The sequence below is a fragment of the uncultured Comamonas sp. genome, assembly GCF_964277875.1.
Lineage (GTDB): Bacteria > Pseudomonadota > Gammaproteobacteria > Burkholderiales > Burkholderiaceae_C > Comamonas > Comamonas sediminis.
Genome location: NZ_CAXYJV010000020.1, coordinates 36899 through 51237 on the forward strand (window position 1 = coordinate 36899; position 14339 = coordinate 51237).

Annotated in this window: 13 protein-coding genes; 8 read left to right on the forward strand and 5 right to left on the reverse strand. The window is 66.7% G+C overall.

What is annotated here, in order from left to right; all coding sequences use genetic code 11:
* Window positions 1–142 precede the first annotated feature (142 nt).
* Both ACHWUQ_RS07670 and ACHWUQ_RS07675 read right to left on the reverse strand, forming a co-directional pair.
* Window positions 143–748, reverse strand: coding sequence for a glutathione S-transferase (locus ACHWUQ_RS07670; RefSeq protein ID WP_312834851.1), 606 nt, complete (start codon window positions 746–748; stop codon window positions 143–145).
* A gap of 67 nt (window positions 749–815) precedes the next feature.
* Window positions 816–2054 carry a CaiB/BaiF CoA-transferase family protein gene (locus tag ACHWUQ_RS07675; RefSeq protein WP_312526332.1) on the reverse strand — a complete coding sequence of 413 codons (1239 nt, stop codon included), beginning with the start codon at window positions 2052–2054 and terminating at the stop codon, window positions 816–818.
* A gap of 175 nt (window positions 2055–2229) precedes the next feature.
* Here ACHWUQ_RS07675 and ACHWUQ_RS07680 point away from each other — a divergent pair, with 175 nt between their 5' ends.
* From ACHWUQ_RS07680 to ACHWUQ_RS07710, 7 genes are all read left to right on the forward strand, one after another.
* Entirely contained in the window at window positions 2230–3198 is a 969-nt protein-coding gene (locus ACHWUQ_RS07680) for a tripartite tricarboxylate transporter substrate binding protein (protein WP_312526334.1), read from the forward strand.
* A gap of 5 nt (window positions 3199–3203) precedes the next feature.
* Window positions 3204–4271: a mandelate racemase/muconate lactonizing enzyme family protein gene (locus ACHWUQ_RS07685; protein WP_394680780.1), complete on the forward strand. Its 1068-nt coding sequence runs from the start codon at window positions 3204–3206 to the stop codon at window positions 4269–4271.
* Window positions 4272–4354: 83 nt separating this feature from the next.
* Window positions 4355–5380 carry a Bug family tripartite tricarboxylate transporter substrate binding protein gene (locus ACHWUQ_RS07690; RefSeq protein WP_394680781.1) on the forward strand — a complete coding sequence of 342 codons (1026 nt, stop codon included), beginning with the start codon at window positions 4355–4357 and terminating at the stop codon, window positions 5378–5380.
* Window positions 5381–5384: 4 nt separating this feature from the next.
* Entirely contained in the window at window positions 5385–6239 is an 855-nt protein-coding gene (locus tag ACHWUQ_RS07695; protein ID WP_394680782.1) for an alpha/beta fold hydrolase, read from the forward strand.
* Window positions 6240–6272: 33 nt separating this feature from the next.
* Window positions 6273–7241 (forward strand): LysR substrate-binding domain-containing protein, encoded by a 969-nt coding sequence (locus ACHWUQ_RS07700; RefSeq protein ID WP_312526342.1) that lies wholly within the window; start codon window positions 6273–6275, stop codon window positions 7239–7241.
* Window positions 7242–7317: 76 nt separating this feature from the next.
* Entirely contained in the window at window positions 7318–7893 is a 576-nt protein-coding gene (locus ACHWUQ_RS07705; protein ID WP_394680783.1) for a carboxymuconolactone decarboxylase family protein, read from the forward strand.
* Complete coding sequence (locus ACHWUQ_RS07710; RefSeq protein ID WP_394680784.1) at window positions 7890–8705, forward strand: amidohydrolase family protein; 816 nt, start codon at window positions 7890–7892, stop codon at window positions 8703–8705. The genes ACHWUQ_RS07705 and ACHWUQ_RS07710 overlap by 4 nt, the downstream gene beginning before the upstream one ends.
* A 40-nt stretch (window positions 8706–8745) precedes the next feature.
* Here the strand turns inward: ACHWUQ_RS07710 and ACHWUQ_RS07715 are convergent, their stop codons facing one another.
* The gene (locus ACHWUQ_RS07715; protein ID WP_394680785.1) at window positions 8746–9531 is read right to left on the reverse strand and encodes an enoyl-CoA hydratase/isomerase family protein; all 786 of its coding nucleotides are present in this window, start codon (window positions 9529–9531) and stop codon (window positions 8746–8748) included.
* Between the two features lie 236 nt (window positions 9532–9767).
* Here ACHWUQ_RS07715 and ACHWUQ_RS07720 point away from each other — a divergent pair, with 236 nt between their 5' ends.
* Window positions 9768–10751, forward strand: coding sequence for a Bug family tripartite tricarboxylate transporter substrate binding protein (locus ACHWUQ_RS07720; RefSeq protein ID WP_394680786.1), 984 nt, complete (start codon window positions 9768–9770; stop codon window positions 10749–10751).
* A gap of 57 nt (window positions 10752–10808) precedes the next feature.
* On the opposite strand, the gene ACHWUQ_RS07725 is transcribed toward ACHWUQ_RS07720, so the two are convergent.
* Both ACHWUQ_RS07725 and ACHWUQ_RS07730 read right to left on the reverse strand, forming a co-directional pair.
* Window positions 10809–12536, reverse strand: coding sequence for an FAD-dependent oxidoreductase (locus ACHWUQ_RS07725; RefSeq protein WP_394680787.1), 1728 nt, complete (start codon window positions 12534–12536; stop codon window positions 10809–10811).
* Window positions 12537–12578: 42 nt separating this feature from the next.
* Window positions 12579–14066: a polyamine aminopropyltransferase gene (locus tag ACHWUQ_RS07730; protein ID WP_312526622.1), complete on the reverse strand. Its 1488-nt coding sequence runs from the start codon at window positions 14064–14066 to the stop codon at window positions 12579–12581.
* Window positions 14067–14339: the final 273 nt, after the last annotated feature.

Below are 14339 nucleotides of genomic sequence, written 5' to 3' on the forward strand. Positions count from 1 at the left end.
TAGCACTCCGTGAGATTGCCGTTACGTTCGGATTTTGGGGCATTGAACCGAGAATCGACCCAGCCGCATCGATGAACCGTTTGCTACGACCTTCGTCCTGGCGATGATTCAGACAAAAGGAGTTCCACACACTGCGATGCGATCAGCCGTCCACCGGCTCGGTAGCCACCACGGATGGGCGTTGTTGCATCTTCGCGAACCATGCCGCCAACTGCGGTGCCTGTTCGCGCCAGCCCAGCGTGTCGAAACGGTAATCGATGTAGCCCAGCGCGCAGACCAGGGTCAGATGGCCGATGCCAAAGGCGCGCGCTTCCAGTGCCGGTACCTCGCCCTCCAGCAGATCCAGGCTGGCGCGGGTCTTGTGCTCGAACGCGGCCAACAGGGCCGCCAGCGGCACGGCGCGCTCGCGCTCGTTGCGCCACAGAATCAGCGCATCGAGCAGGCCATCACCCAGCGCATGCCAGCGCAGCGCCAACCAGCGGGCGTCGCCTTCCCGAGGGAAGAGTGAGCCGCTGGCCAGACCGTCCAGGTATTCGCAGATGACGACCGAGTCAAACAGCGTCCGGCCGTCGTCCAGTATCAGCGTCGGGATCTTGGACAGCGGATTGTCCTGCATCAGGACGGCATTGGGCTTGAGCATCGCGGCCACAGAGCGGACCAGCTCCAGCTGCTGCGTCAGCTGCAGCTCATGGGCGCAGATCATGACTTTTCGGACATAGGGAGATTTGGGGGACCAGTGCAGTTGCATAGCAATCCAGGAAGAGAAAACAAAGGAGCGTACCGGCGCGGGTACGCATGTGTTGCCCAGTGCGGAGCTACACCACACCGCTGGCCAGCAGCCCCTCGATACGCTCGGCCGAATAGCCCAGCTCTTCCAGCACCTGGCGCGAGTGCTGACCCAGCAGCGGCGGCGCCACCTGCTGCTGCAGCGGGGTCTCGGAGAAGCGCATCGGGCTCACCACCTGCGGCACCTGCACACCGCTGGGATGCGGCACATATTGGAGCATGCCACGGGCCTGGACCTGCGGGTCTTCGAACACGTCGGGCACCGAGTTGATGGCGCCACAGGGCACGCCCGCGCCGTCGAGTGCAGCGATCAACTCGGCGCGCGGGCGCTGAGAGAACGCATGCCGCAGCATGGCCGACAGGGTCGTGATGTTGCGCACGCGCTGGGCGTTGGTGGCAAAGCGCTCGTCCTGGGCCCACTCGGCGTGGCCGAGCACATCGCACAACTTGGCAAACTGGCCGTCGTTGCCGACCACCAGGATGGCATCGCCATCGGCGCAGGCGTAGACATCCTGCGGCTGGATATTGGGGTGCGCATTGCCGTTGCGCCGGGGCGTCTTGCCGGACACCAGGTAGTTCATGGCCTGGTTGGCCAGCATCGCCACCTGCACATCGAGCATGGCGATGTCGATGGAGTCGCCCACGCCGTTTTGGTCGCGGCGGGCCACGGCCGCGAGCACCGCCACTGCGGTATACATGCCGGTCATCAGGTCGACGATGGGCACACCGACCTTTTGCGGGCCACCACCCGGTTGGCCGTCGCGCTCCCCTGTCACGCTCATCAGACCGCCCATGGCCTGGATCAGGAAGTCATAGGCGGGCTGGTCGCGGCGCGGACCGGTCTGTCCAAACCCGGTGACCGAGCAGTAGATGAGTCGCGGATTGATCTTGCGCAGGCTGGCTTCGTCCAGGCCATAGCGCGCGAGCGTGCCGGCCTTGTAGTTCTCCAGCACGATGTCCGACTGCAGGGCCAGGTCGCGCACGATCTGCTGGCCTTCTGCGGTGTCCAGGCTCACGGTGATCGAGCGCTTGCCGCGGTTCACCGCCAGGTAGTAGCCGGCCTCCTTGGTGTCCTTGCCATCGGCATCCTTGAGGAAGGGCGGGCCCCAGGAGCGCGTGTCGTCGCCGGCGCCCGGTCGCTCCACTTTGGTGACCGTGGCTCCCAGATCGGCCAGGATCTGCCCGGCCCAGGGCGCCGCAAGAATACGGCTCAGATCCAGCACCCGCAGGTGCGACAACGGGCCAGCAGCCACTTTGGCATTGGTCATCAGCAAGACTCCAGTCAGATATGCAATGCCTGGACTTTAGGCCTGCCTTGGCAGGGCGCCTAGCCGGGGCGCGCGCAAGGCTGAGATGCTTCGAGGCACATAACAGGCTTGCGATGCAAGGGTCTTACTTGGGTGGAAGGCTCTGCCTAGACTGGCGAAAAAGGAGACAACGACCATGCATAGACGTACTTTCACCAGCCTCTTGGCGGCTATCGGCCCCTTGCTCGCAAGCGGCCACGCATGGGCCGACAACTGGCCCAACAAGCCGCTCAAGCTCATCGTTCCCTATGCCGCTGGCGGCCCGACCGACGCCATCGCGCGCATGATCGGAACCAAGATGGCAGCCTCTGTGGGCCAGCCGGTGGTGGTTGATAACCGGGCAGGCGCGGGCGGCACCATTGGCGTCGATGCCACCGCCAAGTCGCCAGCGGACGGCCACCAATTTGCGCTGGTCGCGCCGGGGCCGCTGGCCGGCATGCCCAACCTGACGAAAGTACCGTACGCGCTCGACGATCTGGAGTTTCTCACGCTGGCGGCGCGCATCCCCAGCGTGATCGTGGTGAACCGCAAGTCCGGCATCACCTCGCTGGCGCAGTTGATTGCCAAGGCCAAGGCTGCCCCCGACACCCTGAACTACAGCTCCGCAGGGGCGGGCACCACGCCGCATATCGGCTTTGAGCTGTTCAAGCAAGAGACGGGCGCAGCCATCGTGCATGTGCCCTACAAGGGCGCGGCGCCAGCCATCAGCGCGGTGCTCTCGGGCGAGGTGCAGATGACCATGGTCGATCTGCTGCCCATCTTGCCCTTTGCCGCCAATGGCAATCTGGTGGTGCTGGCGGTCGCGGGCAAGACGCGTGCGCCGCAGCTCCCGGATGTCCCCACCACGGTGGAGCTGGGGCTGCCCAATGTGCTGATGGAGACCACCTACGGGCTGATTGCGCCCAAGGGCATTCCTGCCGGCGTGCAGACCCAGCTGCGCGAAGCCGCCGTGGCGGCCATCAACTCGCCGGAGATGAAGGAGCGGTTTCTCAAGCAGGGCGCGATCGCTGCCACCTCGACGCCAGCGGAGTACCGCAGCCTGATGCAGGCCGAGTCTGATAAATGGCGTGGCGTGATCAGCAGCGCGAAGATCACGCTGGACTGATCGCGATGAAGATTACCCACGCCTTGGTCAAGCCCTGCATCCAGGGGCTGGCGGATCCGCAATGGAAGTTTGCTCGCGCGCAGGTGCCGCGTCTTGAAGCGGCGGTGCTGGAGCTGCAGGACGAGGACGGTCATATCGGCCTTGGCTATGTGCATGCGATTCCCGCGATCTCCACACACGGCGCCGGCGCGCTGGCGGCGCTGGAATTCCTCGCGCCACGGCTGATCGGCCGGCGCGCCGATGACATCGCTGCCATCATGGAGGAGGTCGACGCCACACTGGCCTTCAACCCCACCGTAAAGGCCGGTGTCGACATGGCACTGCATGACCTGTTGGCTCGCCGCCTGGGCGTACCGGTACATGTGCTGCTGGGTGGCAAGATGCGCAATGGCGCCGCGCTGTCACGCATTCTTCCGATCAAGTCGCCAGACGACATGGCGGCCATCGCGGCCAGGCTGGCGGGTGAAGGCTATTCGCAGCTCAAGCTCAAGCTGTCGGGCGATACGGTGACCGACATCCAGCGCATTGCCGCTGTGCGCGCGGCAGTGGGGCCCCATGTGGCGCTGACGCTCGACCCCAACCAGTCGTACCACGCCAAGCAGCTGATCAGTGCGTTCTCCAAAATGGAGCGCTATGACATCGCGCTGATCGAGCAGCCCGTGCCTGCGGCCGATATCGCCGGGCTGGCGCTGCTGACGCGCACGCTGCCGGTGGCCATCGAGGCTGACGAGAGCGCGCAGAGCGTGCGCGATGTGTTCAGGCTGGTGTCCGAACGCGTGGTGGATGTGATCAACCTCAAGGTCACCAATCTCGGCGGGCTGCGCCACTTCCTCGAAGCCGTGCGCATCTGCGAGGCCGGCCAGGTGGCCTGCCGCATCGGTGCCGCGTTCGGGCCGGCGCTGATGCAGTCCATGGCCCTGCAGGCGGCATGCATTCCGAAGGCGCTGCCTTACGCCTGCGAGCTGTCGGAGCATCTGCATCTGCAGGACGACCCGTTCACGGCACTGCCCGTGCAGAACGGCAGCCTGGCGCTGCCCGACGGGCCGGGTTGCGGCGTGGGCTGGCGTCACTGAGGCCGGGCGGAGGACCTCCGCCCCGAGACGATGGATCATCTATCACGCGATGGCAGGATTTCAATAACGAGGAGACAGGCGCCATGACATTTCCCCACCACCTGACTGCACCTTCATGCGCAGCAGCCGGCACCGGCCGGCGCACCTGGCTGCTGGCGGTGGCGGCGGCGGTGCTGTGCGCCGCTGTGCCTTCGCTAGCCCGGGCTGAAGGCTTTCCCGACAAGCCGCTGCGGCTGGTCGTGCCTTTTCCGGCCGGTGGCGCTGCAGACATGATGGCGCGCGGTATGGCCCAGCGCCTGGGCACCGAGCTGGGGCAGCAGGTGGTGGTGGACAACCGGGGTGGCGCTGGTGGCGTGACTGCGGCAGAGCAGGTGGCACGTGCGCCAGCCGATGGCTACACGCTGCTTTTTGCCACCATGGGCACGCAGGCCATCAATCCGGCGTTGTATGCCAAGCTGCGCTACGACCCGGTCAAGGACTTCGCGCCGGTGGCGTTGACGCACACCACCCCGCGGGTGCTGGTGGTAGGCGCAGCAGTGCCGGCGCGTACGGTCAAGGAGCTGATTGCGCTGGCAAAAAGCAAGCCCGGCGTGCTGACCTACGGCTCGGCCGGCAACGGCAGCTCCAGCCATCTGTCGGGTGCGCTCTTCGACGAGCTTGCCGGGGTGAAGATGGTGCATGTGCCCTACAAGGGCAGTGCGCCGCTGCTCACCGATGTGCTGGCGGGGCGGGTCGACATGACCTTTGACTCCTACACCGTTTACGAAGAACAGATCCGCAGTGGACGGGCCCGCGCGCTGGCCGTGACATCGCGTACCCGGCTCAGTTCGCTGCCCGACATTCCGACACTGGCCGAGTCGGGACTGGCCGGCTACGACGTCTCGAACTGGCTGGGCGTCGTGGCGCCGGCCGGTACGCCCCGGGTTGTGATCGACAAATTGAATGCCGCCCTGGTGCGAGCCATGGCAGCGCCCGAGCTGCGCAAACAGCTCACGCAACTGGGCATCGAGCCCACCTCCAGCAGCCCGGAGGAGTTCGCCCAGCTGGTGCGCAGCGAGATCCCCAAGTGGCGCAGCATCGTCCAACAGTCCGGTGCGACGGTGGATTGACGCCATGCACACCATGACCCCAGCGGCAGTGTGGCGCCGCCGTGAGATGGTCTGCACCAGTGCCGGCGAGATCGATGTCGTGATCGACGCTCCCGAGAACGGTGCGGGCCCGGCCATCGTGCTGCTGCCGTCGTCGCAGCGCGATTCGCTGGACTTCGACCCCCTGGCGCAGCAGCTGGCGCTGCTCGGTCACCGCGTGCTGCGGCCCCAGCCCCGTGGCATGGGGCGCACCACGCTGCCCCTCGAACAGCTCACGCTGCACAGGCTTGCGCAAGACGTGATCGACACCGTTCAGGCGCTGGGCGGCGGCAGCGCGGTACTGGTCGGCCATGCGTTTGGCCATTTCATCGCACGCGTCGCCGACATGGACCACCCGCAATGCGTGCGCGGTGTGGTCGTGGCGGGGGCTGCAGCGCGCGTGTTTCCGGCAGGCATGGCGGAATCGCTGGACCTGGCATCGGACGCCCGCCAGCCCGCTGCCCTGCGCATCGCCCATCTGCAGCGCGCCTTCTTTGCCCAGGGCAACGACCCCACGGCCTGGCTCGAAGGCTGGCATCCCGAGTTGCGTGCGGTCTACCGCGCGGCAGGCACGGTGCCGCCCAAGGACCGTTGGTGGACCGTGGCCAATGCCCCAGTGCTGGATCTGCAAGGCGCGCAGGACCCCTGGCGCCCGCCGGAAAGCCGCGGCGAGCTGCAGGATCTGCTGGGTGCACAACAGGTGGCAGTGCAGGTGATCGACCAGGCCAGCCATGCGCTGGTGGTGGAGCAACCCGTTGCGGTGGCCGGCGCCATCGCGCGCTGGATGGCCCTGCTGCCGGAGGGGGGCGGACGCAGCGCAGGCGCAGCACATGGGGTTTAATCAGCCATCGTCCTGATGCCTCTTTCCCATTCAATGTGCAGCGCCAAAGCCACCACACTCCAGCTCGACATCGCCTCCAACCTGCACAAATGGCGCACGTTTTTGGCCATTGCCGAGCTGGGCAGCTTGACGCGGGCCGCGCTCTTTCTTGACAGCAACCAATCCCTGTTGAGCCGCCAACTGAATGCGCTGGAGCGCGACTGCGGCGCGCGGCTGTTCAACCGCACCGGGCGCGGCGTGACCCTGTCCGATGTGGGCGAACGCATCTTTCCCCATGTGAAGAACCTGCTGGCGGATGCCGAGCAGCTGGAGGTCGAGATCCGTGGCGAGGCGCGCGAGCCCGCCGGGCGTGTCACCGTGGGCTCGCTGCCGTCCATCTCCGGCCCCATCGTGGGGCGGCTGTTCCAGCAGATCCGGGCGCAGTTTCCTGGCATCCACCTGAAGATTCTCGAAGGCTCGAGTGGCCAGGTCGAGGAATGGCTGGCCGATGCGCGCGTGGACATCGCCATTCTCTACCGCTACAGCCATGCGGTGCCCGAGCAGGAGCAGGCGCTGGCCAGCGTGGAGAGCTTTCTGATTGGTCCGGCAGGCGATGCGCTGACCTCGGCGCCGGAAGTGGCCTTTTCCGCGCTGCACGATCTGCCCTTCATCCTGCCCGGTGCGCCCAATGGCCTGCGCACGACCTTGGACGCGCTGGCGCGCCAGGAGCACATGAATCTGGTGCCCGTCATCGAAGCCGATTCGCTGCCGCTGATGCGCTCGCTGGTAGCGCAGGAGCGGCTCTACACCGTGCTGCCGATCCATGCCGTCTGGAACGAGGTGCAGGATGGCAGCCTCAGCGCTGCGCGCATCGTCAATCCACCGATGCAACGCATCGTCTCCATGGTCTTTGCCCGGAACAAGGGCCCGGGCCGCGCGGCCTCGGCCGTGGCGCGGCAGATCGCGCAGATCGTCGATGAACAGGCGCACGCCGGCATGTGGCGCTCCACGCTGCAGACATAACAGCTTTGCCGGCTGCCGGGGGGTGCGCCGGCTGGCATGCATGGTGAAATCGATGACCAGCATACGAAGGAGACCCATGCCCCGCATTTCCCTACCCGCCCCCGAGCAGATGTCGCCCGCCCAACGCCAGGTCTACGACAAGGTCGTGTCCGGCCCGCGCGGCAAGATCGAAGGCCCGCTGCGCGCGGCGCTGCACAACGCCGAGTTGGCCGACTGCTGGCAAGCCCTTGGTGCGCTGCTGCGTTACCGCACCAGCCTGACGCCTCGGCAGTCGGAGATCGCCATTCTGGTGACAGGCCGTGCCTGCCAGTCTCCGTTCGAGTGGTATGCGCACCGGCGTGAGTCGGAGAAGATCGGCATCGAGGCCGATATCCTCGAAGCCTTGCTGGCCCAGACGCCGCCACCGTTCCGCGCGCCCGAGGAGCAGCTGGTGTACCAGTTTGCGCTGGAGCTCAACCAGCAGCGCTCGGTATCGGATGCAACCTACGCCGCGACGCTGGAGGTGTTTGGCGAGCGCGCTGTGGTGGAGCTGACGGCGCTGGTGGGCTACTACACCATGGTGGCGATGACGCTGAATGCCCACGAGATTCCGTTGCCCGAAGGCCAGCAGCCGGCCTTCCCCTTGCCGCAACACCAGGGAGATAGGCCATGAGCGATGCGATCATTCGGGGCTGGGACTGCCATGCCCACTTGTTCGGGCCCTACGCGCGCTATCCGCTGAACAAGGACCGCAGCTATACGCCACCCGAAGCCCTGCAGGCCGGCTATCTGGCGCTGTTGCAGCGCCTGGGCCTCTCGCACGGCGTGCTGGTGCAGCCCAGCGCCTATGGGGAAGACCACCGCTTGCTGCTGGACACGCTCGCCGCCTTGCCCCAGCTGCGCGGCGTTGCCGTGCTGCGCCCCCATGCGGTGGAGCGCCTGCGCGGGCTGCGCGCCCAAGGCGTGCGCGCGGTGCGCTTCAGCCAACGCAGCGCCGGCGGCAACTTCGCTGGCAGCGCGTCATTGCAGGATCTGGAGGACATGGCTGGCGCCTTGGCCAGCGAAGGACTGCATGCCGAGCTGTGGACCGATGGCCAGGCGCTGCCCGATATGGCGCCGCGCCTGCGCCAGCTGCCGGTGCCGGTGGTCATCGACCACATGGGCGGTTTCGATGCCGCCGCTGGCGTGGATGCGCCTGGCTTTCGCGAGCTGCTGTCCTTGCTGGAGGAGGGCGCGGTGTGGGTCAAGCTCTGCGCCTACCGCAACGTCATGGGTGACGCGGACCTGGAGCGCGCCCGGCCGTTTCATGACCGGTTGCTGGAGGCCAACCCCGAGCAACTGGTCTGGGGCAGCGATTGGCCGCACCTGCGCGTAGTGCCCGAGCCCGATGCCGGGAAGCTGTTGGACACCTTCAAGCAGTGGTGCGGGAGCGATGCAGTGGCACGCCAGGTGCTGCAGGACAATCCGGCGCGACTCTACGGGTGACGGCGCGTGGCAGCGCGCGCGCCATGCGCGCCGCCTGCGCTCAACGCCCGGTGAACACTGGGGCGCGCTTTTCCTTGAACGCGAGCTGCGCTTCCTTGGCATCGTCGGTCTTGGCGATCTGCGCGGTCATGTCCTGTTCATAGCGGTAGCCATCGCGCAGGCTCATGTCCTCGACCACATTCATGGTGTGCTTGCCCATGCGTGTCGACACCGGGCTCTTGGAGGCGATGACGGCCGCCAGCTGCATCGCGGTGGGCATCAGTTCTTCAGGCGGGGTGCAGGCCAGAACGATGCCGAGCCGGTACAGCTCGGCGCCTGGCATGCGGTAGCCCGTCAGCATCATGTGGCGCAGCTGGGTATGGTTGAACAGCCGCATCGCATGGCGGCTGCCGCCGAGCAGACCCACATCCACCTCGGGCAGACCCAGCGAGGCCTTGTCCGAGCACAGCAGCAAGTCGGACGACGCAGCCATCGCCAGGCCCGATCCGAGCGCCACGCCATTGATCGCACAGATCACCGGCTTGGCGCATTCGCGGATCGCATGGAAACACTCGCGCGTGCGCCGCGAGTGCGCCAGCAGGTCGCCGGGGCCTTTGATGACATCGGCCCGGCCCTTGAGGTCTGCGCCGGCGCAGAACACTTTGCCCGCCCCGGTGAGCACCACAACGCGGACCTCGTCCATTTCCGAGACCCGGTCCAGCGCCCAGGTCAGCTCGTCATTGAGCGTGCGCGTCAGCGCGTTCACCGGAGGGCTGTCGAGCGTCATCACGGCAATATGGTCGCCGGCCTCTACCTTCAACTGCGTCAATTCTTTCCAGTCGCTCATGTCTCTTCTCTCGGTGATGGCAAAGAACCAGTCTATCCAAGGGCCCCCGGTGCCAGCCAGCTCTGCAGGATCACTTCTGTTATGCGCATTGGAGCCAGGCAGGCCCCCCCGCTATGTCTCCGGATGCATGCCAGCCTTGCTGCAGCCTGGCTGGGACAGCGCCGCGCAGTGCCTACACTTGGAGCGGGGCTGGTCCGCCGTGGCCCTACCGCACCTAAAAAATGGAGAGACATCAAATGCAACGCAAGCAATTCATCGCCGGACTCGCTCTGGCTGCCGTGGCCATGACCGCCGTGCATGCGGGCGAGGGGCCGGGTGGCTACCCGAGCAAGCCTATCCGTCTGGTGGTGCCTTTCCTGGCAGGCGGCGCCACTGACCAGATGGCACGCGGTATGGGGCAGAAGCTGGCAGAGGCGCTGGGCCAGCCGGTGATCGTGGACAACAGGGCCGGCGCGGGCGGCAGCATTGGTGCCGAGGCGGTTGCCAACGCCCCCAAGGATGGCTACACGCTGCTGTACTCGACGATGGGGGTGTTGACCATCAATCCCAGCCTCTATCCCAACCTCAAATACGATCCAGCCACCAGCTTTGCGCCGGTGGGCCTGACCCATGTCACCGCCAACCTGCTGGTGGTGAATCCGCAGGTGCCGGCAAAATCAGTGGCCGAGCTGGTGGCGCTGGCGCGCAAGAAACCGGGTGGGCTGAGCTTCAGCTCGGCGGGCAACGGCACCAGCAGCCACCTGTCGGGCGAGCTGTTCAAATCGATCGCCGGGGTGGACATACAGCACGTCCCCTACAAGGGCAGCTCGGCAGGGCTGCCCGACCTGCTGGCCGGGCGCATCGACATGACGTTCGACACCGCATCGCTCTTTGGCGAGTACACCCGAAGCGGCAAACTGCGCCCGCTGGCGGTGACTTCGCGTGCGCGCATGCCGGCGATGCCTGAGGTGCCGGCCATGGCCGAGACGGCCGGCTTCAAGGACTATGACGTCTCGCTGTGGCTGGGCGTGCTGGCGCCGGCCGGGACCTCGCCGGAGATCGTGGCCTACGTCAACCGCAAGCTGGTCGAGGTGATGCGTGAACCGTCGATGGAAAGTTCGCTCAAGCCCTTCGGCATCCAGCCGCTGCACAGCAGCCCGCAGGCGTTTGCCAACGTCATCGACCAGGACCGCAAGAAATGGGCGGCAGTGGTCAATTCGGCCAACGTCCAGGCGGATTGATCCGCAACGCAGCGCGCCAGGTCAGCGAACCTCGCTGGCCCTTGGGTTGAGACGCCATTACCCGGCATTCACCCCCGCATACAACCCCGCATACAACCCCCGCGTAAACGCCTCCTCAAACACCGAATACCCCGACCAATCACTGTGCGCAAAATGCAGCCGCCCGGTGCTGGGGGTCGGCAGGGCCTGGAGGCGTTCGCCGTTGATCAGCGCTGGGCGCTTGGCGCTGCTGGCGGGCTGGCCGATGCGGCTCAGCACGGTTTGGGTGCTGGGGCGGGGGATGGCCATCGCGTGGCCGTAGCGCATGACCTCGACATGGGTGGTTTTTTCGTAGATGTCGGCGTGTGCGCGGGCCAGGGTGGCCAGGGTTTGGTCGCGGGCGGCTTCCCAAGTTTGGGCCAGCAGCTGCTGGCGCGCGGCACGGGCGCTGGCGCCGGGCTGGTTGCCGCCCAAGGCGCGGTAGCAGGTCAGCACCGTGGGCAGTTGCTGCATTGCATTGAGGCGCTGGTGGCCGGCGTTAACGTAGCCCAGGCCGCCGTGGGCCACATCGTCGTACAGCACATTGTCCCAGGCCAGTTCGGCGCCGGGGCGGTCGCGCAGCGGCGCGCGGATGTGGACGTTGGTCACCTGCCAGGGTGCCCAGTCCAGCGCCTGCACGGCGGCGCGCAGAAAGTCGGGCGGGTCTTGCACCACATGGGCCGCGATAAAGGTCGGCAGCGCGACGATGCAGTGCGCGGCCAGCCAGCGCTCCATGCGCTGGCTGGCGTGGTTGAAGCTGTCGATCTCCACACCTTGGCGCGTCTCGGCAATCCGCATCACCGTGTGGCCGCTGTGCAGCCAGCCGGCGGCCTGCACCGGGGCCGTGAGCTGCTCGCTGAGCCAGCCATTGCCTTGCGGCCAGGTCAGCACGCTGTCATGCGCATCGTCCGCCGTGCCTGGCGCCTGAAAGCCGTGGCGGCTGGCAAAGTAGTGCAGGCCGGCCCAGGCCGATACCTGGGCGCAGCCGGCGCCAAAGTCGTCCTGGCAGGCATAGTCCAGGTACCAGCGCAGGTGCGGGTCGTCCAGCTGCTGCTGGGCCAGCCAGGTGTCAAAGCGGATCGCATCCAGCGCCTGGTGGGCGGGCGCCAGGCCGCCTGGGGCCTGCCAGCTGCGCATCGTTGGCATGCTGAAGGGCTGGGCGCGCATGGCCTGGTCCACCAGCTGGGCAAAGCGCTGGTACTGGGCCAAGGTGCTGGCGGCCACGTCCTGCGTGGGCAGCAGGCCGTCCTGCCATTCGCCGTGTATAAAAAGGCGCTCCTGCGGGCTGAAGCACAGGTACTCGTCCTGGTACTGCCATCTGCCGGCCACGCGCTGGCGCACGCCCAGCTCTTCGAGCAGATCCTGCACCTCGGGGGCGTTGTCACCAGGCACGGGCAGGTAGTGGGCGCCCAGGGGGCAACGCAGGCCCTGCACGGTGCCGCCACGGCTGTTGCCGCCGGCCTGGTCTTCCAGCTCCAGCAGGGCCACATCGCTGGTGCCTGCCAGCCGCAAGGCACGGGCGGCCGACAGCGCGGCTATGCCGCCGCCGGCAATCAGCACCTGCACGCGGTGGATTCGGCTGGGCGCGGGCAGCGGCAGGCCTTGCGCCAGGCGGTCGCGCATCGCATGGCCGCGCTCCCAGGCCTGGCCCACAAAGCCGCCTTGGATATGGGCGGCGCTGGTGCTGGGTGGCGCGGGCTTGCAGCCGGCCAGCGCGCTGCTGCCAGCCAGCGCGGCGGCGCCTTTCAGGACAGAGCGGCGCTGCATCACTGGGCGGTCCGCAGTGGGCAAGGGTGGCAGGCCATCATGTCAGTGCGCCACCTTGCCCCATTCGCGCTCATAGGTGTGCACCAGCACCTGGTTGGACAGGCGGTTCACCTCGGTCGGCACCCGCGCCATGTCGGGCGGAAAGTCAAACAACAGCGGCAGGCTGGGCAGGCTCAAAAAACGCATGCCTTCGGGCAAGGTGCTCGGCAGGCTCCAGGGCCGGCGGCTGGCAATCACAAAGCCCCATTCGCCAAAGCTGGGCACATGGGCGTGGTAGGGCGTGGCCTGCATGCCCACCGATTCGACGGTGGTCACCACGGTCCAGAAGCTCTCGCGCGCAATCAGCGGCGAGGTGGTCTGGATCACCGCAAAACCGCTGGCCGCCAAATGCTGGCCCAGCATTGCGTAAAAGCTGTTGGTGAACAGCTTGCCCACCGCAAAATTGGTCGGATCGGGGAAGTCCACGATGATCACATCGAACACCTCGTCGGCCTTCTGCAGCCACTGGAAGGCGTCGGCATTGATGATGCGCACCTTCGGGTTGTTCAAGGCATTGCTGTTGAGCGCCTGCATGCTCGGCACGTTCTGGAACAGGTCGGTCATCTGCGGGTCCAGCTCGACCAGGGTCACCGATTCGACCGAGGGGTACTTGAGCACCTCGCGCACGGCCATGCCGTCGCCGCCGCCAAACACCGCCACCTTGCGCGGCGCGCCAAAGCGGCTCATCACCGGATGCACCAGCGCCTCGTGGTAACGGTATTCATCGCTCTGGGCAAACTGCAGGTTGCCGTTCAGGTACAGGCGCGCGCCGCGCTTGCCCTGGGTCACCACAATGCGCTGGTAGGGCGTGGTGCGCGCCAGCACTATGGGCTCCTGGTAGAAGTGGTCCTCGGTCAGCGATGTCAGCCGCTCGGCGCCCACCAGGCCGCCCAGCAAGGCGGCAATCACCAGGCCGCAGGCCAGCACATGGCTGCCAAAGCGGCGCAGCTCTTCCTTGAAGAGAAACAGCGCCCAGACCGCCACCAGCGCATTGAGCAAGCCAAACACCAGCCCGGTGCGGATCAGCCCCAGGTGCGGCACCAGCAGCAGCGGAAAGGCCAGCGACACCGCCAGCGCGCCCAGGTAGTCAAAGGTCAGCACCTTGGAGACCAGATCGCGCAGCACCACATTGCGCTTGAGGATGCGCATCACCAGCGGTATCTCCAGCCCCACCAGGGTGCCCACCACCAGCACCGTGCCATACAGCATCCAGTGGAAGGCGCTGGGCACATAGGCGTTGATGATGGACAGCACGGCAGGCAGGGCCCCGCCCACCAGCGCCACCATCAGCTCGATGCGCAGAAAATGCGCCGGCAGCTCGCGCACCAGGTAGCGCGACAGCCAGGAGCCGATGCCCATCGCAAACAGGTAGGTGCCGATGATGGTGGAGAACTGCAGCACCGAATCGCCCAGCAGGTAGGACGCGAGCGCTGCTGCGGCCAGCTCGTACAGCAGGCCGCAGGCCGCCACCACAAACACGCTGAACAGCATCGCCACTTCCAACGGGCTGGCGCGCCGCACCTCGCCTTCCGGCAGGGCGGCGTGGCCAAACTCCAGCGCGTCGCCGCTGCCCAGGGGGCTGCCCGGACTGGGGCTGGGGGATGCGTTGGCAGAAGGGGTGGCGGGGGTGGAGGTCGACACGGGCGGGAGCTGCAGAAGCCGTGCAGGGCGCGCAGGCGCCCGCAGTGTTGGCTGAAAAAGAGAAAAAAGACAGGGCGCCCGTGCACAGGCCAGGCGCCGCCAGCGTGGCAATAGGCGGCTGAC